This window comes from Serratia sp. CoH_122_TC_1 (assembly GCF_058191755.1).
On sequence record NZ_JBXWLA010000012.1, the window covers coordinates 15329 to 35665 of the forward strand.

A 20337-nucleotide genomic window follows, 5' to 3' on the forward strand; every position below is an offset into this window, starting at 1 on the left:
GCGGCGCTAATAAATTCCTGATATTACTATTCGCTTGCTAATCAGATTGTCGCTGGGCCTTGTGGGTCATGGTGCTTACCGTGCCACCAGGTCAGCAGGTTGAGGAGACATAAAACGCCCCCAGCAGCGGCGACGCCGGTCCAGCCTGCATGTTGGTAAGCGGTGGCTGACAGCAGTGAACCGAGTGCGCCACCGATAAAATAGCTGGTCATGTAGCCTGCCGTCAGGCGATTACGCGCTTCCGGCATGATGCGGTAAATCACGCTTTGATTGGTGACGTGTACGGCTTGCACCGCCAGGTCAAGGATCAGGATGCCGGCGATCAATGCCCATAGCGATTGTTTAGCGAAAGCGATGGGTATCCATGACAGTAACAACAGCACCAGGCCAACGGTGGTGGTTAAACCGGCTTTGCCTTGGTCCGCCATGTGCCCGGCACGTGAGGCGGCTAACGCTCCCGCAGCACCGACTAACCCGAACAGGCCGATGACGCCTTCGGAATAGCCAAAGGGCGGCGCGGCCAGCAGAAAGGCCATGGACGTCCACAGCACGCTAAAGTTGGCGAACGAGAGCGCACCCAGCACCGCACGGGTCCGCAGCAGTGGAGTCCCGCAGAACAGGGTGAAAATTGATTTCAGTAACTGGGGGTAATTCAGCCCTGAGTGCTGTTTATAACGTGGTAGTGCACGCCAGAGGATCAGCGCCATCAGGATCATTAACACACTGGCCACCCAGTAAATGGTGCGCCAACCGCCGAACGACGCAAGTGCCCCGGCGACGGTTCGTGCCAACAGAATACCGAGCAGTAAGCCACTCATGATAATGCCAACGGTTTTACCGCGTTTTTCCGGGTGTGCCAACGTAGCCGCCAACGGCACCAGGATTTGCGCCACCACCGAGAACAGCCCGGTGAGTGCCGTGCCGAGGATCATCATCGGCAAGGTTGAGGAACTGGCCGTGATCAGCATGCCCCCTGCTGCCAGCAGCGTCATAAAGACAATCAACCCGCGGCGTTCAAACATATCGCCGAGCGGCACCAGCAATAGCAGGCCTACGGCGTAGCCCAATTGAGCGGCGGTGACGATAAAACCGGCCTGATTCACTGACAGATCAAAGTTCTGGGCGATGGTTTCCAGCAATGGTTGCGCGTAATAGTTACTGGCGACCGCCAGACCGGTGGCGATGGCAATCAGTACGGTTAACGCTGGGCTTAGACCCGGCTGTGCGTGTTTTTGATTCATAGTTTTTAATCATAAGAAGAAGTGGGGCGAGTATCGTTCAGGACAGCGCGTTAAACCAATGTATAATTTTCATTTGATTAATCTCATTTTGCGATAGATGCCATGAACCTGAAACAAATCCGCTTTGCACTTGCGGTGGCTGAAGAACAGAGCTTTACGCGGGCGGCGCAGCGCTGCCATACGGTACAGTCTGCCCTTAGCCACCAGATTGCCAAACTGGAGGAAGAGCTAGGATGCACATTGTTTGAGCGTACCTCACGCCGGGTAAAATTGACGACTGCCGGCCAGGCATTTATTCAACCTGCGCAACGATTACTGGCGGCGAAACAGGCGCTGGTGGAGGAGGTGGTCGCGGCCAGCGGCACAGTGTCCGGTACCCTGACTATTGGCACCATTTCAACCATAAACGCGATTGATCTCACCGAGAAACTGGGTAATTTCCATCGTCATTATCCGGCGGTGAACATCCGGTTGTATGTGGGAATGAGCGAGGAATTGCTGGAGGATGTTCGCCAACAAAAAACCGACGTGGCGTTTGTCGGCATTTGGCCGGGGGATATCGATATGCTGCCGGTATCTCATCGGCAGCTTACCGATGAGCCGCTGGTGGCACTGGTGGCGACACAACATCCGTTAGCCAACCGCCAGCGAGTCAATCTGCAAACCTTGTCGGAAGTACCGCTGGTGGACTTTTACAGCGGTACAGGGGCCAGGCGCCAAACCGATCGCGCGTTTCAGGCTGCGGGGATTAAGCGGCACGTCAGTTTTGAAATTGATCATATTGAATGGCTGGAAAATTTGGTCCGACGCGGGCTAGCGACGGGTATCGTACCGATTTCGACGGCACAGCGTTTGAGTTCGCTGGTGTCAATTCCAATCGAGGATGGCCCACGGCGGCAGGTGTACTGCGTATGGCCGCAGTTGCTGTCCAGAACCGCCGAGCGTTTTTTGCAGTTTAGTGGGATAGATATTGTTGAATAAAGAGAGCAGGGGTGCAGTTGCCTGCACCCCTGTGTGATTATTTCTTCGCGGCCTCGGCGGCCGTTTTCACCCAGCCGTCAAAGGTGGCCTGATGCGCCTTGATCCAGCCATTAACGTGACGCTGGATATCGGCTTCAGATGCCTGACCCTCATGCATACGCAGGTTTTGCGCATTCACATCGGCAATGGGCAGCTTCATGATGGCGAACAGCTTGGCGGCAGCCGGGTTGGCTTCGGCCCACTGCTTGTTGGCGGCGATACGCATGGTGTTCACCGGGAAACCATAGTTAGCACCGTTTGGCAGCTTGGTATCCCTGTTTTTCATTTCGCCCGGCATGGCGGAAAATGGCACCTGCAACCAGACGACGTCGCGCCCCGGAACCAACACATCGCTCACCCAGTATGGCGTCCAGGTGTAGTACAACACCGGTTTGCCTTCTTTGTAGCGGGTAATGGTATCGGCAATCATTGCCGCGTAGTTGCCCTGGTTGTGCTCGACGGTCTTATCCAGACCGTAGGCCTTGATGTGGTGGTTAATGGCGGCTTCACAGCCCCAGCCCGGCGTACAACCGGTCAGATCCGCTTTGCCATCCCCGTTGGTGTCGAACAGTTTGGCGATCTTCGGATCTTTCAGCTGTTCCATGTTGGTGATGTGGTATTTATCGGCGGTTTTTTTGTCGATCAGGTAACCCTGTGCTGCGCCGTTGACGTATACCCCCTCGCGGTAAAACTTGGCGTCGCCACCGGCGGCTTTGTACTGATCGGCGTGCAGCGGATCCCAATTGACCGCAAGAAACGTCGCGTCACCGGAGGCGATTGACGTGTAGGCGACGTTATAGTCCACTTCGCGCGTGTCTTTCACGTCGTAGCCCAGTTTTTCCAACGCTTTACTGACCAGCAGCGTCTGGAAGGTTTCTTCGGAAATGGTGCTCTGCACCGGTTGCACCCTGATGCCTTTACCCGGCAAGTCCGCGGCAAAAACCGTCTGTGAGCTAATCAGTGTGGTAAGGGCAACGGCCCAGATTCCTGTAGTGCGCATAGTGAAATACCTTTTTATGTTATGAAGCCGGGATTTCCGGCACGTCGGGATTATTTCGCTGCTGCAGCAGCCGTATTGACCCAGCCATCGAAGGTGGCCTGATGGGCTTTAATCCAGCCGTCTACGTGGCGCTGTATATCGCCGGCACTGTTCTCACCGTTATGCATACGCAGGTTCTGTGCGTTCACATCTGACAATGGCAGTTTCATGACGGCGAACAGCTTGGCAGCTGCCGGGTTGGCCTGCGCCCATTGTTTGTTGGCGACAATGTGTTCGTTATTGACGAAGAAACCGTAATTTTTACCGTTCGGTAATGCGGTCTCTTTATCTTTCAATGACCCAGGGCTGGCGGAGAATGGAACGGTGAGCCAGACGACGTCGCGGCCGGGCACGAGCTCGTCGCTGACCCAATAGGGTGTCCAGGTAAAATACAGCACCGGTTTGCCCTGTTTATAGCGGGTCAGGGTATCGGCGATGATGGCGGCGTAGTTACCCTGGTTTTGAGTGACGGTGTTACTCAGGCCATAGGCCTTGATGTGGGTGTCGATCACATTGCTGCATGCCCAGCCCGGTTCGCAGCCAGCCAGATCGGCTTTGCCGTCACCGTCAGCGTCAAACAGCTTGGCCAGCTTGGGATCTTTTAGCTGGGCAATATCACTGATGTGGTATTTGTCCGCGGTTTTTTTATCGATCAGATAGCCTTGTGCCGCATTCGTGATATAGGCACCCTGGCGATAGAACGTCTTATCGCCGCCGGCGCTTTGGTACATGTCTGTTTGCAACGGATCCCAATTCACTGCCATATAGGTGGCGTCACCGGAAGCGATGGAGGTATAGGCGACGTTATAGTCCACCTCGGCGGTAGGCTTGACGTCATAGCCCAGCTGGGTCAACGCGCGGTTAACCAGTTCTGTCTGGAAGCTTTCTTCCGCAATGGGGCTTTGCACGGGGTTAACCGTGACGCCTTTGCCGGGAAGTTCGACGGCGAACGCCTGTGTGCTTAGCCATGAAGTCAGGGCAATAGCCCAAATTCCTGTCGAGCGCATAGTGGTTCCTTCGATTTTATGGGGACTGCCGATACCCCCGGCCAACGCCGGGGGAAGGCCATTAAGGCTTTTTGATGAATGGACGGGCGACTAACCCAATCGGGCCGTGAGCATACCAACGACCGATGCCTTTGCTGCGACGATCGCGCCCCAGAGACTGTGTGAGGCGGTCCAGAATAATCGCCAGGATCACGATACCGACCCCCCCAACGGCGGCCAGACCCATATCGAGGCGGCCAATGCCACGCAGTACCATTTGACCCAGCCCCCCGACGGCGATCATCGAGGCAATAACCACCATCGACAACGCCAGCATCAGCGTCTGGTTTACGCCAGCCATGATGGTCGGCATAGCCAGTGGCAACTGCACTTTAAACAGCAGTTGGCGCGGGCTGGCACCGAAGGATTCGGCGGCTTCGATCAGATCTTCTGGCACCTGCTTGATGCCAAGAATGGTCAAACGCACGATCGGCGGCAGAGCAAAGATGATCGTGACCACCACCCCGGGCACGTTGCCGATACCGAACAGCATGACGATGGGCACCAGATAGACGAAGGCGGGTGTGGTCTGCATGGCATCGAGCAGTGGCCGAATAACTTTGCCGGCATGTTTGCTGCGTGCCAACCAGATACCTAGCGGCAAGCCGATGACGATACAGAAGAACAGGGCCGTCAGTACCAGCGCCAGCGTTACCATGGCTTGTGACCAGGCGCCAATTGCACCAATGGCAATCAGCGAGACCAGCGTCGCAGCCCCCATGCCGAGGCTGGAAAGCTGCCAGGCAATCAATGAAAACAGCAGAATGGCGATCGGTGCCGGCATGCCAAGTAGCAATTGTTGGAAGCCACTGAGGATAACGTCGACGGGAACGCGGATCCCCTGAAACAATGGGCGAAAGTGCAGTACGAGCCAATCGATGCCATGCGTTACCCAGGAGTCAAATGGCACCCAGGTCTTGTGGAACGGGTCCAGCAAGTTGAAATGCTCAGGCTGTGCCGGTGCGCTGTTAAGCCAGTCAGCGCCCTGTGCAGCCTGATTAGCGGCGTCATGGGCGGCGGGTGGTGGTGCGCTGGACCAGGCATCACCCGCAGGCGCCGCTGAACTTGCAGCGTCAGTTGCCGGTAGGGTGCTGGGGTCGGTAGGCGCGGTGGCCCAGGGATCCTGTGTAGTATCACTCATTCGTTGGGCCCTCTTTATCTAAAGCCTGCAACAGCATGGCTTTGGAAATAATTCCGATATAGTTATTGTCTTCGCAGACCACGGGGACAGCACAAGGCGCCAGGGCGACCAATGAAATCAGTTCGCTCAGTGGCATATCGGCTGGCACTGGGGCCGGAGCTTCCAGCAGGGCGTCGTCCAACGTTTGATTGGCGGCGAGCGCGTGCTTGAGCGAATCTATCGACACAACGCCGATAAATTTCTTTCCACGTTCAACAACATAACCGTAATCGCGGTCTTCATCGCGCAGCAGCTGCAATGCCGAACGCGGACCAAAACCGGGGGTTTTACGAATAAGCGCGACGGGGCGACGCTTGGCAATATCCTTGGCGCTGAAGACATGGCTGATATCGACGCCGCGGAAGAATGTACGGACATAATCGTTGGCCGGATTATTTAATATTTCCTCCGGCGTACCGACTTGAATCACTTCTCCACCTTGCATAATGGCAATGCGATCGCCAATACGCATTGCCTCATCCAAATCGTGGGAAATAAAGACGATGGTGCGTTGATGTTGAGCCTGTAATTTGACAAGCTCATCCTGCATCTCCGTACGGATTAATGGATCCAGTGCCGAGAAGGCTTCATCCATCAATAATATGTCAGGATTATTCGCCATGGCACGGGCTAATCCCACGCGCTGACGCATCCCGCCGGAAAGTTCATCGGGATAGGAATGCGCATAATTCTCCAGACCGACCTGACGCAGGGCCTCCAGCGCTTTTTCCTGGCGCTCCTGCGGCGGAATACCGGCTAACTCCATACCGAATGCAGTGTTATTCAAGACATTCATATGTGGCATTAAAGCGAATGATTGAAACACCATGCTGATCTTATTTCGACGGACGGTGCGCAGTGCGCTGTCGGATATTTTCGATATATCCTCGCCGTCAATCAGCACCTGCCCGCGGGTGGGTTCTATCAGACGATTGAGAAGGCGTACCAGGGTAGATTTTCCGGAACCGGAAAGCCCCATGATGACAAATATCTCGCCTTCTTCAATGGCCAGAGAGGCGTCTTTTACGCCCAATGATAACCCGGTTTTTTCAAGCAATTGGTCTTTTGTCAGGCCTTTATCAATCAGTTTGAAAGCGCGATCCGGATGTTCGCCAAATATCTTATATAGGTTCTTTACTTCGAGTTTAATTGCCATGCAATTTGCTGTTTCCTCTGATGAATTATCAAACGATAAAAATATCCCAATAGAAAATAATAGTCCTCTATACCCTAACACAGTGAATATCTGAGACAACCCTCAATGTCCGATGAATAGGATATTAGCGATTTACATCAGGTTTTCGATTGGTTATGGTAGTGCGGTGAATATTCAATTATCAACACCTAATATTCCCCGTAACAGGTTGGTTTTAGGTAAAAATAATCCGTTCTGATTATCGCTATTATTTTCCGGTCAAGTTGTCTTCTTGGACAATAAAAAACCCGACCATAGGTCGGGTAAAAGTCATCAGTATTTCATCAGTTTTCAACGACAGGTGCCGATATCGAGGGGGATATCGTCGCAGGCATATTATCCCGTCATTATGACAGCCAGATGTCAGTTTAGGCTTTGCGATACAATCGACGCGGGTGGCCGATATTGCCGTACATCATCTCAACGCGTACAAACTGGGTGGCGACGCAGTATTCCAGATAACGTCGGGCCGTCGTTTTGCTAATACCGACTTTCTCGACAACATCTTCCACCGCGTGGGCAACCTCTGGTTGGTTGATAAACAGCGATTGAACCAGCTCTAACGTATTGGTTTCGATGCCTTTGGCACTGGGCTCGCTGGAAAACTGTTTGGATTGCAGGTTATAGAGTGCATCGACGTTGCTTTGGTCGATCACTTTGAACGTCCGCTGGGTTTGCACAAACTGCATAAAGCGTTCCAGCGAGTTGCGTAGGCGCTTGTAGGACACGGGTTTAATGATGTAATCGAAAGCGCCGTTACGGATCGCCTGGCTGCACGTGTTCATGTCACTGGCGGCGGTAATAAAGATCACGGAACAACCGGGGTTTTTTACCCCGGCCTCTTCCATAAGCTCAATCCCCTGGCCATCCGGCAGAAAGTTATCCAGTAAGATCAGGCGTGGCTGGTGTGCATTGACTTTGGCTCTGGCCTCGGCCAGCGTGGCGGCATAGGCCACCACGCGCAGGGCAAAGTTCTGCTCAATGAACTCGGCGTGCAGCGTGGCCAACTGTGGCTCATCTTCCACGATCAAAACGTCCAGTGCTTCAGGTTGCATTATTCGGGTGCTCAAGATTGTTTAGGGATAAACAAAGAAAAAATAGCGCCGTGTGGCTCGTTGTCCGACACTTCTATGCTGCCATGCGCTTGGGCCACATGGCTGGCAACCAAATGCAAGCCGATGCCGTGGTCACCTTTGTCATCTTTAGTAGTGATGCCTTGTTCAAACAGCGTATCACGGATCTCCGCTGCAATGCCGGTACCGCGATCGGCCACTTCAATCACCAGTTCATTGCTGTTATCACTGATATAGAGTTCTACGGCTTCATGTGGCGGGCCACAACGAAGAGTCGCATCAACCGCATTATCCAGCAAATTCCCGATGATCGACATCAGTTCGGTTTCATTCAGCGCGGCCGGGATTTGCCGCAGCTGACAGGCGGGATCGAATCGCAACTCAACGCCTTTTTCCTTCGCGCTGGCGTATTTACCCAACAGCAGACCACAGAGCGCCGCAGAGCTGAAACGCTGCGAGATAAAATCGAGAATCTCTTGTGCGCCTTCTGACTGCGCCTCCACATAGCGAATCGCCTCGTCGTAGCGTTGCATATGCAACAGCCCTGCGAGGGTGGCAGTCCAATTGAGTTGTTCATGGCGCATGATCCGCAAGTTGTCGGCGTAACGTTTAACCTGGCTGAGTTGGCTGCTCAGGGTATTGATGTCGTTCTTGTCGCGGAAGCTGATCACCCAGCCCTGCAGCTCTTCTTCCTGCATGATGCGGACGCGGCTGGCGATGACCCGTACATGGTTGAAACGGCAGACTTCATCGTGGGTATCCTGATCTAACTGCGCAGCGCCGAAAAAGTCAGGTTGAGATTGAATCACCTCACCGATTTCACGTCCCATCAGGGCACTGGCGGGTTGCCGCAAATCCAGTAACTCCCGCGCTGCGTGGTTGATGGTGATGATGCGACTTTGGGGATCGACGGCAATAACGCCCTCATAAATCGCCTCCAGCAAGGCTTTTTGCTGGCGCACCAATAATGCAATTTCTTTCGGCTCCAACCAGAACATCTGACGTTTTAAATTCTTGGATAACAGCCAGGAAAATACAAATAGCGCAATTAAGAGCAATACAATCGATCCTACGATTTGCGTTAGCGTTCTCGCATTCAGGTTGTCGATATGTGATTTAAGGTAGCCGACCGAAACAATACCGATGACATTATTATTTTCATCCATAATGGGTGCTTTGCTGCGCAGTGAAACACCAATGCCGCCTTTGCGGATAGAAATAATGCTTTTCCCTTCCAACACTTCTTTGTTATCACCGCCGACCATGGGCGTTCCAACAATATTGGGGTACTCGGAATGATAAAGATGCCGGGTTTGTTTATCGCCGATAACGATATAGCTGGCATCGCTGCTGGCGCGTATTTTCTTCATCAAGGCGGCAATGTTCACCGGATCATGGTTTTCGACCGCGGTGACCAACGACGGGATCAGGGCAATCTCCCGCGCCTGTACCTGTGCGCGGGCACCAAGGTCTCGGTGTAGCTGGGCATCGAGCTGATAGTAGGTGTAAGCACCAATAAATGTCAGCAGCAGGCAGGAGAAGGCAACCAGGCATAGAAAAAGTTTGATTTGAAATGAGAGTTTTATGCGCATGGCCTGGGGTTCACCCTGAGAGATCCTGAGTGCTTACCCTATCATGAGTCGCAGTTAATGTAATATTGCGCCGGATCAACTTGTGATCGCAGCCACGGGATTATCCTTATCTGGCAGACCGCGGGGCAGTTACAATAAAATGGACAATCCTTGAAGTAAAAATAACATTAACACCATTAAAACCACGCCATATTTTACATAATGACTATTAACACCATAGAAACCATAACCACCATTAAAAACCCTTTTTAATTTTGAACAAAATCACAGCAGATAATCAGTGCGTTTCTCTATGATGGCCGAACAAACTAATAAGAGGCCAGATTATGAGCACAACAGATGATTCTTTCCTCGCTGCCAAAGATAAAACCGCTGAAATACCGTTGCGGGAGAAATGGTGGCAGATACTGGACAATTACAAGGTAGGGATTATTCCGTTGCCGTTCTTTGTTCTGGCCGGCGTACTTATTTTATTGGATTGTCTGGAAGGGAAATTACCCAGCGATATTGTGGTGATGGTTGCCACACTGGCCTTCTTTGGTTTTGCCTGTGGCGAGTTTGGCAAGCGCTTGCCGCTGATCGGTAAAATGGGGGCAGCAGCGATTTGCGCCACCTTTATCCCTTCTGCATTGGTGCACTATGGGCTGTTGCCGGATGTGGTGGTGGAGTCGACCACCAAATTCTATAAGTCGACCAATATCCTTTATCTCTACATCTGCTGCATCATTGTCGGCAGTATTATGAGCATGAACCGACAGGTATTGATCCAGGGCTTCCTGCGTATTTTCGCGCCAATGCTGTGCGGTGAAATTGTCGGCATGTTGGTGGGGATGGCCGTCGGTATGGCATTGGGACTGGAACCGTTCCAGATCTTCTTCTTTCTGATCTTGCCTATCATGGCCGGCGGTGTCGGTGAGGGCGCTATCCCGCTGTCGATGGGCTACGCGGCAATCCTGCATATGGATCAGGGCGTGGCGCTGGGCCGTATTCTGCCGATCGTGATGCTTGGCGGCCTGACGGCGATTGTACTTGCCGGTTTGCTGAACCAACTGGGCAAACGCTACCCGCACTTGACCGGTGAAGGCAGCTTGATGCCGAACAAACAAGGCAATAGCGAAGTGAGCGCGGTGGAAAAATTCAGTGGCAAGGTGGATGTCAGCACCATTGCTTGCGGCGCCTTGCTGGCTATCTTGTTGTACATGGTTGGGATGTTGCTGCACCGCTTGATTGGCCTGCCTGCACCTGTAGGTATGTTGTTTGCCGCGGTGGCGGTGAAGCTGGCACACGGCGTGTCTCCGCGTATTCAGGAAGGTTCTCAAGTGGTTTATAAGTTCTTCCGCACCGCGGTGACTTACCCGATTCTGTTTGCCGTCGGTGTGGCAATCACCCCATGGCAAGAGCTGGTTAATGCCTTCACTCTCCAAAACCTGGTGGTGATTGTGAGCACCGTTAGTGCGTTGGTGGCGACCGGGTTCTTTGTGGGTAAGAAAATTGGTATGCACCCGATCGATGTGGCAATTGTGTCCTGCTGCCAGAGCGGGCAGGGCGGTACCGGTGATGTTGCCATACTTACCGCGGGCAATCGCATGTCGCTGATGCCGTTTGCCCAAATCGCTACCCGTATTGGCGGTGCGATTAACGTCTCCCTCTCATTGTTAGTGCTGGCCAAATTCTTCGTATAACGTAAAAAAGACCTTAGTTTTCTTTGCCTTTCCCCGCCCCCGCGGGGATTTTTTTTGCCTGTGTCATGGCCCCGCGGGCAGGTTCAGCGTTTTGCGTTAATACTTAGCGCTGCTGAATTTACAATTAAGGAGTTGTTATGCACTGGAAACACTACCTGTTGGGAGCGGCGTTGGCCGTCATGTCACTGCAGGTTTCGGCCGCTGCGCCGCAGGTGAAAAGCCCCGCGCCAGGCTTCTATCGCATTATGCTGGGCAGTTATGAAATTACCGTATTGTCCGATGGCATCATTCGTTTGCCAGCGGATAAATTGCTGTTGAATAGCTCGCCAAAACAGATTGAAACCGCGTTAGCCGAGCATCACCAGAGCCTGCCTGTCGCCACTTCGGTGAATGCCTATTTGGTCAACACCGGCAGTAAGTTGATTCTGATTGATACCGGTGCCGGCACGTTGCTGGGGGATGGATTGGGCAAATTGGTCGCCAACCTGAAGGCTGCCGGCTATCAGCCGCAGCAGGTGGACGAAATCTATCTGACCCATATGCACCCGGACCATCTCGGTGGCCTCACGCAAAATGGCGTGGCGATGTTCCCGAATGCGGTGGTGCGAGCCAGTCAGCAGGATGTCGATTTTTGGCTGAGCGAGAGCCGATTGAAGCAGGCGAAGACCGAAGACAAGGCGTCGTTCGAAAGAGCGATGGCGGCGATAAAACCTTATCAGGCTGCCGGGCACTTTACACCGTTCAACGGCGACGGTGAGCTGTCTCCGGGGATCAGGGCATTTGCAGCTCACGGCCACACGCTGGGTCACAGCATTTATCAGGTCGATAGCAAAGGAAAAAGTCTGCTGGTGATTGGCGATCTGATCCATGTGGCGGCAGTGCAGCTCCCTCATCCGCGCGTGGCCATTCGCTTTGACAGCGATGCAAAGGCCGCGGTGGCTGAGCGCCTGCGCGTCTTCGGTGATAGCGCCCAGCAGCGTGTGCTGGTGGGCGGGGCGCATCTGTCGTTTCCGGGGTTAGGCTATCTCAATAAACAAGGCGACGGATACGACTGGGTACCGCTGGACTATGGTGCTCTGTAACTTGCTGGCCGCCTTAACGGGCGGCTTTTTAGCCATTGCGCGCGGCAAATACCTTGCTGAACCAGTCGATAAATACCCGGACCCGAGGCGAAAGTTGACGGTTACGGGGATACAGCAGTGAAACCGGCATCGGCGTGGAAGGGAACTGCGGCAACAGCGGCAGCAGGCTGCCCTCGGCAAGGCTGTCGCGCAGGTGATAGCGCGGTACCTGAATAATGCCCAACCCCCTGTGTGCCGCTGCGACCAGACTTTCTGCTGCACTCACCGATACAGTACAGGGCAGTGTTACCTGGTGGGGGTGTCCAGCGACAGTAAACTCCAGGGGCATGATTGTGCCGCTGGCCGAAGAACGGAAACCGACCATTCGGTGCCCGTCAAGTTGGTCGAGGCTCAGTGGCGTACCGAAGCGTTGCAGATAGTCAGGCGCCGCGCAGGTAACCTCTTCCAGCTCACCCAAACGACGTGCCACCATATCACTGTCTTTTAGCCTGCCGACGCGCACCACGCAGTCGATGCCCTCCCGTACCGGATCAACCAGCCTGTCACCTTCGCTCATGAAAAATTCGATGTCTGGGTATTGCGCCAGAAAATCGGGTAGGTCCGGCAAGAGAAAATGACGCGCTAACGTGCCGTGGACATCGATGCGCAGTAACCCACGCGGCTTGGCGCCGGCAAAAGCCATCTCGGCATCTTCTACATCCGCCAGAATGGTCAGGCAACGCTGATAGTAGGCTTCCCCGTCCAGCGTCGGGCTGACATGGCGGGTGGTGCGTTGCAGCAAACGCACTTGCAGCCGGGCCTCCAGTTGTTTGATGGCGTCGGTCACCGTCGAGCGCGGCAGGCCCAGATCCTGCGCAGCCTGCGTAAAGCTACGTTGTTCCACCACGCGGGTGAACAGGCGCATGGCGTCAATTCTGTCCATGAGTATTGTTCGTTAAAATCGGATAGTGATAACGAAGAGTAGGGGATTATTCGCCATAGCGAAAGGTGCATGATGATCCGACGCCGGCAAGCCGCAGGCGTATACCTGATGAGGATAGATAAGATGAACACCACTTCACAACGCGTCGCCATCGTAACCGGCGCATCACGTGGCATCGGCGCAGCCATTGCCGAACGCCTGGCTGCCGATGGTTTTACCGTGATCGTCAACTATTCGGGTAATCAGACCTTGGCGGATCAACTGGTGCGTAACATTGAACACAACGGTGGGCGGGCGCTGAGCGCCAAAGCCGACGTCAGTGATGCCACGGCCGTTGCCCAACTGTTTGATCGTGCGGAGCAGGCGTTTGGCGGCGTCGATATCCTGGTGAATAACGCCGGGGTGATTGCATTGGCGCCGGTTGCTGAAATGAGCGACGCCGAGGCTGACAGGCTGATTGATATCAATCTGAAGGGGACGTTCAATACCCTGCGAGAAGCCGCGAAACGGCTGCGTGATAACGGCCGTATCATCAACTTTTCTTCCAGTGTGGTCGGGCTGTTGCAGCCAAGCTATGGCATGTACGCTGCCACTAAGGCCGCGGTTGAGGCATTGACCAGCGTGCTGGCGAAAGAGCTTCGCGGCCGTAATATCACGGTGAATGCCATCGCGCCGGGGCCAACGGCCACCGGATTATTCCTGGACGGGAAAACGCCGGAGCTGATCGCGCGCCTGGCGAACATGGCACCGCTAGAGCGCCTGGGCCAGCCGCAGGATATTGCGGCGGCGGTCTCCTTCCTGGCCGGTGCCGACGGCGCCTGGATCAACGGTCAAACCCTGCGTGCCAATGGCGGTATCATCTGATCGCGTGGGGGCGGTTTCTCTGACGGCAGGATCGGGTATCCTGTTGTCAGACATCCACCGGAGGAAAGCGTCCCATGGTAGGCCGCAGCAGAAGAAGAAAAACCCGCAGTCAAATAGACGACGGTGTCCGTTCGCCCTGTAATAACGTTTGCCAGATCGACACCGATAAATCGTGGTGCCGTGGGTGTTGGCGCACGTTGGATGAAATCGCCGCTTGGTCGAGCGCAGATGACGAGGAAAAACGGGCTATCTGGCAGCGCATCCGACAGCGTGCTGGAAATATCTAAACACCAGGGGCGCGGCATGCTGCGCCCGTTCACCGGTTATCGTTATAGGGCGAAGTTATTCGCCCCTGCATTACGCTTAGAAATCCCAGTCGTCATCTTCGGTATTGACCGCTTTGCCAATCACGTAAGACGAGCCAGAGCCGGAAAAGAAGTCGTGGTTCTCGTCGGCATTCGGTGACAGCGCCGACAGAATAGCCGGATTGACCTCAGCCATTGATGGCGGAAACAACGCTTCGTAACCCAGGTTCATCAATGCCTTGTTGGCGTTATAGTGCAGGAAGGTTTTCACGTCCTCGCTCCAACCGACGCCGTCGTATAACTCCTCGGTGTAACGCACTTCGTTGTCATACAGATCCTGCATGAGATCGAACGCGAAGTTTTTCACCTGTTGACGGCGTGCCGCGTCAACGTTCTCCAATCCCTTCTGGAACTTATAACCAATGTAATAGCCGTGTACCGCTTCGTCACGAATGATCAGACGGATCAAATCGGCGGTGTTGGTCAGTTTGGCACGGCTTGACCAGTACATCGGCAGATAGAAACCCGAATAGAACAGGAATGACTCGAGGAACACGCTGGCGACCTTTTTCATCAGCGGATCGTCACTGCGGTAGTGGGCCAGAATGATGCTGGCCTTTTTCTGCAATGCGCGATTCTCCTCGCTCCAGCGGTAGGCATCGTCAACGTCTGGCGTTTGGCACAGCGTGGAGAAAATCGAGCTGTACGAACGTGCGTGCACCGCCTCCATAAAACTGATGTTGGAGTACACCGCTTCTTCGTGCGGTGTGATGGCATCGGCAATCAGTGCCGGTGCCCCGACGGTGTTTTGAATGGTGTCCAGCAGCGTCAGCCCGGTGAACACCCGAATGGTCAGTTGCTGCTCCTTTGGGGTCAGCGTTGCCCACGACGGAATGTCGTTCGACAACGGCACTTTTTCTGGCAGCCAGAAATTGGAGGTCAGGCGGTTCCACACCTCCAGGTCCTTATCGTCTTCAATGATATTCCAGTTGATTGCGCGTACCAAGGGTGACGGTTTAACGGTATTCATAAGTTGCCTCACAGCGCACAGGACACACAGCCCTGCACCTCGGTGCCTTCCAGCGCCATCTGGCGCAGACGGATGTAATAGATGGTTTTGATACCTTTACGCCAGGCGTAAATCTGTGCACGGTTGATGTCGCGCGTGCTGGCGGTATCACGGAAGAACAGCGTCAGCGACAGCCCTTGATCGACGTGCTGGCTGGCAGCGGCGTAGGTATCAATGATCTTTTCTGGCCCAATGTCATAGGCATCCTGGTAATACTCCAGATTGTCGTTGGTCATATAAGGCGCGGGATAATACACACGACCGATTTTGCCCTCCTTGCGGATCTCGATGCGCGACACGATCGGATGGATGCTGGAGGTGGAGTTATTGATGTAGGAGATGGAGCCGGTCGGTGGCACCGCCTGTAGGTTTTGATTGTACAGCCCGTGCATCATCACCGACTGGCGCAACGCCAACCATTCTTCGCGACCGGGAATGGCAATATTGGCGTCGGCGAACAAGGCACGTACCCGCTCAGTCTGTGGCAGCCATTCTTGTTCGGTGTACTTGCTGAAATACTCGCCGGAGGCGTAGGTGGAGTCCTCAAAACCGCCGAACGCGCTGCCGCGCGCGATCGCCAGCTGGTTAGAGGCACGAATGGCGTGGTAAGCAACGGTGTAGAAATAGATATTGGTGAAATCGATGCCTTCTTCAGACCCATAGAAGATGCGTTCACGTGCCAAATAACCATGCAGATTCATCTGGCCCAGGCCGATAGCGTGGGAGCTGCGGTTACCCTCGGCAATTGACGGTACAGAACGAATGTCGCTCATGTCGGCCACCGCCGTCAGTGCGCGGATCGCGGTGTCGATTGCTTTGCCGAAGTCCGGCGCATCCATGGTTTTGGCGATGTTCAGCGAGCCAAGGTTGCAGGAAATATCCTTGCCTACCTGGTCATAGCTCAGATCGTCGTGATAAGTGCTGGCGCGGTTAACCTGTAAAATCTCCGAACACAGGTTGCTCATATTGATGCGCCCGGCGATCGGGTTTTCGCGGTTGACCGTATCTTCAAACATCATATACGGATAACCGGATTCGAACTGGATCTCCGCCAGCACCTGGAAAAACTCGCGCGCATTGATGCGTGATTTGCGGATGCGTTTGTCATCCACCATCTCGCGGTATTTTTCGCTGACGCTGATTTCCGAGAAAGGTACGCCGTACACCTGTTCGACGTCATACGGCGAGAACAGGTACATCTCTTCGTTATTCTTCGCCAGTTCGAAAGTGATATCCGGGATCACCACCCCCAGCGACAGCGTTTTGATGCGGATTTTCTCGTCGGCGTTTTCACGCTTGGTATCGAGGAACCGTAAAATATCCGGGTGATGAGCGTTGAGATAGACCGCACCCGCCCCTTGGCGTGCGCCAAGCTGATTGGCATAAGAGAAGGCGTCTTCCAGCATTTTCATGATCGGTATCACGCCGGAAGACTGGTTTTCAATGCGCTTGATGGGGGCACCGACCTCCCGGATATTGGTCAGCAAAAATGCCACGCCGCCACCGCGTTTCGACAGTTGCAGTGCAGAATTTACCGCCCGGCCGATCGACTCCATGTTGTCTTCAATCCGCAGCAGAAAGCAGGACACCAGCTCACCACGCTGCTGTTTGCCGCAGTTGAGAAAGGTCGGGGTTGCAGGCTGAAAACGCCCGGAAATCATCTCCTCCACCAGATCTTGCGCCAGCGTGGTATCACCTGCCGCCAACGTCAGCGCCACCATGCACACCCGGTCTTCATAGCGTTCCAGATAGCGTTTGCCGTCAAACGTTTTCAGCGTGTAGCTGGTGTAGTACTTGAAGGCACCGAGGAACGTCTCGAAGCGAAATTTTTTCGCGTAAGCTTGCTGGAACAGCTGCTTGATAAAAGCGAAGTCGTATTGTGCCAGTACGCTCTGCTCGTAATAGCCCTCTTCTACCAGATAGCGCAGCTTCTCTTCCAGGTTGTGGAAGAACACGGTGTTCTGATTCACGTGTTGCAGGAAATAGTGCCGCGCCGCCAGCCTGTCCTTATCAAACTGGATATGGCCTTCAGCATCATAAAGATTGAGCATCGCGTTGAGCGAATGGTAATCCAGCGCGCTCGTGGCGGGTCTGGTCAGTTCTGTCGTTGCCAAAATGCGGTTACTCCCTGTCGAACGTTTGCAACGTCTTGTGTGGTGCCGAGCAGCTCAAAACGATAGAGAAAAGGCACCTGACATTTCTTGGCGATGATGTCGCCGGCAATGCCGTACGCTGCGCCGAAGTTGGTATTCCCGGCGGCAATCACGCCGCGCAGAAACGCGCGATTCTGTGGAACGTTGAGAAAGCGGATCACCTGGATTGGCACGGCTCCCACGGCGCTACCGCCGCCATAGCTGGGCACAATCAGAATATAAGGTGTTTCCATTAGCAGTTTGCTGCGGGCGCCGGCGATCGGTATGCGCATCGCCGGTAATCCCAACTTTTCAACGAACCTGTGGGTGTTCTCCGAACTGCTGGAGAAGTAGACCAGCGGGTTCATGGTTGACCTCAGGATGCAAGGGCGTGAGCCAGCGCGCCAATTTTATCGGGCCGGAAACCGGACCAATGATCGTCACCGGCAATAATCACCGGAACCTGCTGGTAGCCAAGGGATTTCACATGGATCAGCGCCTGTTGATCCTGGGTGAGGTCGATCACCTGATAACCAATCCCTTGCTTATCAAATGCGCGATAGGTGGCGTTGCACTGGACACAGTCCGGTTTACTGTAAATAATAATGCTCATGATTCGCATTTACCTTTTGTGTTGAAGGAAAGGCGGACAGGTCAGATAACGGAGCATTGAACGGCGTTTCTGACGGCGTTACCGACCGCGACATGTTCCCTGCGGTTGATGGAATAAATACTATATGTTGATATTTAATTTATCAACCACGCTATATATGGTGTTTTGGTGGATTTTGCGCGGAGGCCGCAGCGGGGCTGGAAATGCGGTGAGGAAAATTTTTTTGCGGGCGGTTATCGGTGAAAATCCCCTCTCGCAGCAAGAGGGGAAAGCGCATTTTTATCACTGGCGCATGCTGACGGCCAAGCGGTTAAAGGCATTCATGATGCTGATGGCGAAGGTCAAATCGGCAATTTCTGCGTCGCTGAAATGCGCTTTTAGCGCTTCAAACGCGCTGTCTGGTGCGCCGGTTTCGGCGATCAGCGTGACAGACTCTGCCCATTCCAGTGCCGCACGTTCGCGTGCGCTGAATTCATGGCTGACACGCCAGCCTGCCAAGGTATCCAGTTTAGCGTTGCTAACACCACTTTCACGCAGGGCCTTGCCGTGCATATCCAGGCAGTAGGCACAGCCGTTGATCTGCGATACACGCATGAACATCAGTTCAATTGTTGCCTTGTCCAGGGCACCCTTTTCCAGTGCCATAAGGGCGTTCACCATGCCTTTGTACGGTGCAGGAGAGAGTTCGGAATAGTTCAAACGTTGCTTAATCATGGTCAACCTCGGTTAGCGAGTAGCAGAATCTTGGTGCTACTTTAAGGGCAATATGGACTATGCTATAGGGCCATAAAATGATTATTTAATCAGGCCATGATGCGTCAGTTTCTTTCCTCCCTGCGGCTGGACAGCCAGCTTGCCGATCCTTTGTACCGGCAGATTTATCTGCGAATTAAAGACGCCATTACGCAGGGCACCTTGCAAGCCGGCAGCCGATTGCCCTCGGTGCGTGGGCTGGCGAGCGATCTCAGTGTGGCACGCGCCACGGTGGAAAACGCGTATGGCCAACTGATCGCTGAGGGGTTTGTGCAAAGTCGGGGGCAGGCGGGTACTTATGTTTCGCCACAGGTGCAGAACTTGCCTGTGCGGGCAGCATCGACGGCGGAGCCTTTACCGGCGGTGACGGCGAATCCGTTGCATCCCAATGGGGCTACTCAGCCGTTTCAGTTGGGGTTGCCGGCGCTGGATGTTTTTCCGCGTGCGCTATGGCAGCGGATTGTTGGTCGCCAATTACGGACGAGCCCGCTGGCTTCGCTGGCGCATCCGTCAACTCAGGGTTTGCCTGAACTCCGCGCGGCGATTGTCAATTATTTGCAACTTTCACGTGGCATCAACTGCCGTCCAGAGCAGGTCTTTATCTGCGCCGGGTATCAGGCATTGCTGGATCTGGTGATCGGTACCTTGCTTAAGCCGGGCAATGAGGTGTGGTTGGAAGATCCGGGCTACCCGGTGACGCTGCCGCTCTTCCAGGCCGCGGGTATGCGGCCGGTAGCGGTACCGGTTGATGAAGAGGGAATGGACATTGCCGCCGGCATGGCGAAGGCGCCTTTGGCAAGCATGGCAGTATTGACGCCGACTCACCAAAGCCCACTAGGGGTATCACTCAGCCTGGCGCGGCGTATGGCCTTGCTTGAGTGGGCACAGCAGCAGGCGGCATGGATCCTTGAAGACGATTACGACAGCGAAGTTCGCTATCATGGCCGTCCGCTACCGCCATTGAAAAGCCTCGATCGCCAGGGGCGAGTGCTCTATGCCGGAACCTTCAGCAAAACGCTGTTTCCGGCGCTGCGCATGGCTTATTTGGTCGTGCCCGTTGGGCTGGTGGAGGTTTTTGGCCACGGCAGCCGGCTGCGGGGCTGCGGTTGCCCACCACTGATGCAGGCCAGCGTGGCAAACTTTATTAATCAGGGGCATTTTTATCGCCACCTGAAACGGATGCGGCCAATCTATCGTCAGCGACGTGCGTGGTTGGCGCAGGCGCTCGAGCAACAATTGGCTGAGCACTTGGCGGTGGTCTCACAAGCGGGTGGCATTCAGTTGCTGGCGCGGTTAGCGGAGAATGGGCAGGACCGGCGTTTGGCGGAGGAGGCCTGGCGGCGCGGATTGTCGGTACAGGCGTTATCGGACTGGCAAATCACAGGACCAACAAGCTCTGGCCTGCTCATGGGCTTTGCCAATTTTACTCAGCAGGGTGAAGCCGAACAGGCGGTGGCCAGGTTGGCTGAATTGTTCAACAGTGGACATTAAACGGCCCGCGGTTTCCCGCGGGCCAGACGCACATCTGT

Annotated in this window: 19 protein-coding genes; 5 read left to right on the top strand and 14 right to left on the bottom strand. The window is 54.4% G+C overall.

The features are described from left to right. Window positions 1–41: 41 nt before the first annotated feature. Window positions 42–1241, bottom strand: a complete 1200-nt coding sequence (locus AC2FC2_RS16120) for an MFS transporter (protein WP_209640382.1) — start codon at window positions 1239–1241, stop codon at window positions 42–44. Between the two features lie 102 nt (window positions 1242–1343). On the opposite strand from AC2FC2_RS16120, the gene AC2FC2_RS16125 reads away from it, so the two are divergent. Next, complete coding sequence (locus tag AC2FC2_RS16125; protein WP_209640379.1) at window positions 1344–2222, top strand: LysR family transcriptional regulator; 879 nt, start codon at window positions 1344–1346, stop codon at window positions 2220–2222. Window positions 2223–2259: 37 nt separating this feature from the next. On the opposite strand, the gene proX (AC2FC2_RS16130) is transcribed toward AC2FC2_RS16125, so the two are convergent. From proX (AC2FC2_RS16130) to AC2FC2_RS16155, 6 genes are all read right to left on the bottom strand, one after another. After that, complete coding sequence (gene proX, locus AC2FC2_RS16130) at window positions 2260–3261, bottom strand: glycine betaine/L-proline ABC transporter substrate-binding protein ProX (RefSeq protein ID WP_490659529.1); 1002 nt, start codon at window positions 3259–3261, stop codon at window positions 2260–2262. A gap of 50 nt (window positions 3262–3311) precedes the next feature. Beyond that, window positions 3312–4307, bottom strand: a complete 996-nt coding sequence (gene proX / locus AC2FC2_RS16135; RefSeq protein WP_209640374.1) for a glycine betaine/L-proline ABC transporter substrate-binding protein ProX — start codon at window positions 4305–4307, stop codon at window positions 3312–3314. Window positions 4308–4368: 61 nt separating this feature from the next. After that, a complete protein-coding gene (proW, locus tag AC2FC2_RS16140) occupies window positions 4369–5487 on the bottom strand; it encodes a glycine betaine/L-proline ABC transporter permease ProW (protein ID WP_265557053.1) in 1119 nt (372 codons plus the stop codon). Then, window positions 5480–6682 (bottom strand): glycine betaine/L-proline ABC transporter ATP-binding protein ProV, encoded by a 1203-nt coding sequence (gene proV / locus AC2FC2_RS16145; protein ID WP_209640368.1) that lies wholly within the window; start codon window positions 6680–6682, stop codon window positions 5480–5482. The genes proW and proV overlap by 8 nt, the downstream gene beginning before the upstream one ends. 407 nt (window positions 6683–7089) lie before the next feature. After that, entirely contained in the window at window positions 7090–7776 is a 687-nt protein-coding gene (locus tag AC2FC2_RS16150) for a response regulator (RefSeq protein ID WP_490659530.1), read from the bottom strand. Window positions 7777–7787: 11 nt separating this feature from the next. Next, on the bottom strand, window positions 7788–9386 hold the full coding sequence (locus tag AC2FC2_RS16155) for an ATP-binding protein (RefSeq protein WP_490659531.1): 1599 nt from the start codon (window positions 9384–9386) through the stop codon (window positions 7788–7790). A gap of 326 nt (window positions 9387–9712) precedes the next feature. Here AC2FC2_RS16155 and AC2FC2_RS16160 point away from each other — a divergent pair, with 326 nt between their 5' ends. Both AC2FC2_RS16160 and AC2FC2_RS16165 read left to right on the top strand, forming a co-directional pair. Next, window positions 9713–11068 (top strand): 2-hydroxycarboxylate transporter family protein, encoded by a 1356-nt coding sequence (locus AC2FC2_RS16160; protein WP_209640358.1) that lies wholly within the window; start codon window positions 9713–9715, stop codon window positions 11066–11068. Window positions 11069–11205: 137 nt separating this feature from the next. Next, a complete protein-coding gene (locus AC2FC2_RS16165) occupies window positions 11206–12150 on the top strand; it encodes an MBL fold metallo-hydrolase (protein ID WP_490659532.1) in 945 nt (314 codons plus the stop codon). Between the two features lie 28 nt (window positions 12151–12178). Here AC2FC2_RS16165 and AC2FC2_RS16170 read toward each other — a convergent pair whose 3' ends face one another. Further along, complete coding sequence (locus tag AC2FC2_RS16170) at window positions 12179–13072, bottom strand: LysR family transcriptional regulator (protein WP_490659533.1); 894 nt, start codon at window positions 13070–13072, stop codon at window positions 12179–12181. A gap of 123 nt (window positions 13073–13195) precedes the next feature. Here AC2FC2_RS16170 and AC2FC2_RS16175 point away from each other — a divergent pair, with 123 nt between their 5' ends. Next, entirely contained in the window at window positions 13196–13936 is a 741-nt protein-coding gene (locus AC2FC2_RS16175) for an SDR family oxidoreductase (protein WP_209640349.1), read from the top strand. On the opposite strand, the gene AC2FC2_RS16180 is transcribed toward AC2FC2_RS16175, so the two are convergent. The 6 genes from AC2FC2_RS16180 to AC2FC2_RS16205 all read right to left on the bottom strand — a co-directional run bounded on the left by AC2FC2_RS16180 (window position 13903) and on the right by AC2FC2_RS16205 (window position 18769). Beyond that, window positions 13903–14241, bottom strand: a complete 339-nt coding sequence (locus tag AC2FC2_RS16180; protein ID WP_490659534.1) for a hypothetical protein — start codon at window positions 14239–14241, stop codon at window positions 13903–13905. The genes AC2FC2_RS16175 and AC2FC2_RS16180 overlap by 34 nt on opposite strands. 58 nt (window positions 14242–14299) lie before the next feature. Further along, window positions 14300–15271, bottom strand: a complete 972-nt coding sequence (gene nrdF / locus AC2FC2_RS16185) for a class 1b ribonucleoside-diphosphate reductase subunit beta (protein WP_209640343.1) — start codon at window positions 15269–15271, stop codon at window positions 14300–14302. 8 nt (window positions 15272–15279) lie between these two features. Continuing rightward, entirely contained in the window at window positions 15280–17424 is a 2145-nt protein-coding gene (nrdE, locus tag AC2FC2_RS16190) for a class 1b ribonucleoside-diphosphate reductase subunit alpha (RefSeq protein WP_490308317.1), read from the bottom strand. Beyond that, entirely contained in the window at window positions 17406–17810 is a 405-nt protein-coding gene (gene nrdI / locus AC2FC2_RS16195) for a class Ib ribonucleoside-diphosphate reductase assembly flavoprotein NrdI (protein WP_209640336.1), read from the bottom strand. The genes nrdE and nrdI overlap by 19 nt, the downstream gene beginning before the upstream one ends. A gap of 8 nt (window positions 17811–17818) precedes the next feature. Further along, on the bottom strand, window positions 17819–18055 hold the full coding sequence (gene nrdH / locus AC2FC2_RS16200) for a glutaredoxin-like protein NrdH (protein WP_209640333.1): 237 nt from the start codon (window positions 18053–18055) through the stop codon (window positions 17819–17821). Window positions 18056–18337: 282 nt separating this feature from the next. Beyond that, window positions 18338–18769 carry a carboxymuconolactone decarboxylase family protein gene (locus AC2FC2_RS16205; protein WP_209640331.1) on the bottom strand — a complete coding sequence of 144 codons (432 nt, stop codon included), beginning with the start codon at window positions 18767–18769 and terminating at the stop codon, window positions 18338–18340. A 96-nt stretch (window positions 18770–18865) separates the two neighbouring features. Between AC2FC2_RS16205 and pdxR the strand changes: the two genes are divergently transcribed. Beyond that, window positions 18866–20299, top strand: coding sequence for a MocR-like pyridoxine biosynthesis transcription factor PdxR (pdxR, locus tag AC2FC2_RS16210; protein WP_490659535.1), 1434 nt, complete (start codon window positions 18866–18868; stop codon window positions 20297–20299). The last annotated feature ends 38 nt before the right edge of the window (window positions 20300–20337 follow it).

Coding starts and splice junctions, on each gene's coding strand:
- AC2FC2_RS16120 (WP_209640382.1), bottom strand. CDS start 1,241: ATGAATCAAAAACACGCACAGCCGGGTCTAAGCCCAGCGTTAACCGTA.
- AC2FC2_RS16125 (WP_209640379.1), top strand. CDS start 1,344: ATGAACCTGAAACAAATCCGCTTTGCACTTGCGGTGGCTGAAGAACAG.
- proX (WP_490659529.1), bottom strand. CDS start 3,261: ATGCGCACTACAGGAATCTGGGCCGTTGCCCTTACCACACTGATTAGC.
- proX (WP_209640374.1), bottom strand. CDS start 4,307: ATGCGCTCGACAGGAATTTGGGCTATTGCCCTGACTTCATGGCTAAGC.
- proW (WP_265557053.1), bottom strand. CDS start 5,487: ATGAGTGATACTACACAGGATCCCTGGGCCACCGCGCCTACCGACCCC.
- proV (WP_209640368.1), bottom strand. CDS start 6,682: ATGGCAATTAAACTCGAAGTAAAGAACCTATATAAGATATTTGGCGAA.
- AC2FC2_RS16150 (WP_490659530.1), bottom strand. CDS start 7,776: ATGCAACCTGAAGCACTGGACGTTTTGATCGTGGAAGATGAGCCACAG.
- AC2FC2_RS16155 (WP_490659531.1), bottom strand. CDS start 9,386: ATGCGCATAAAACTCTCATTTCAAATCAAACTTTTTCTATGCCTGGTT.
- AC2FC2_RS16160 (WP_209640358.1), top strand. CDS start 9,713: ATGAGCACAACAGATGATTCTTTCCTCGCTGCCAAAGATAAAACCGCT.
- AC2FC2_RS16165 (WP_490659532.1), top strand. CDS start 11,206: ATGCACTGGAAACACTACCTGTTGGGAGCGGCGTTGGCCGTCATGTCA.
- AC2FC2_RS16170 (WP_490659533.1), bottom strand. CDS start 13,072: ATGGACAGAATTGACGCCATGCGCCTGTTCACCCGCGTGGTGGAACAA.
- AC2FC2_RS16175 (WP_209640349.1), top strand. CDS start 13,196: ATGAACACCACTTCACAACGCGTCGCCATCGTAACCGGCGCATCACGT.
- AC2FC2_RS16180 (WP_490659534.1), bottom strand. CDS start 14,241: ATGCCGCGCCCCTGGTGTTTAGATATTTCCAGCACGCTGTCGGATGCG.
- nrdF (WP_209640343.1), bottom strand. CDS start 15,271: ATGAATACCGTTAAACCGTCACCCTTGGTACGCGCAATCAACTGGAAT.
- nrdI (WP_209640336.1), bottom strand. CDS start 17,810: ATGAACCCGCTGGTCTACTTCTCCAGCAGTTCGGAGAACACCCACAGG.
- nrdH (WP_209640333.1), bottom strand. CDS start 18,055: ATGAGCATTATTATTTACAGTAAACCGGACTGTGTCCAGTGCAACGCC.
- AC2FC2_RS16205 (WP_209640331.1), bottom strand. CDS start 18,769: ATGATTAAGCAACGTTTGAACTATTCCGAACTCTCTCCTGCACCGTAC.
- pdxR (WP_490659535.1), top strand. CDS start 18,866: ATGATGCGTCAGTTTCTTTCCTCCCTGCGGCTGGACAGCCAGCTTGCC.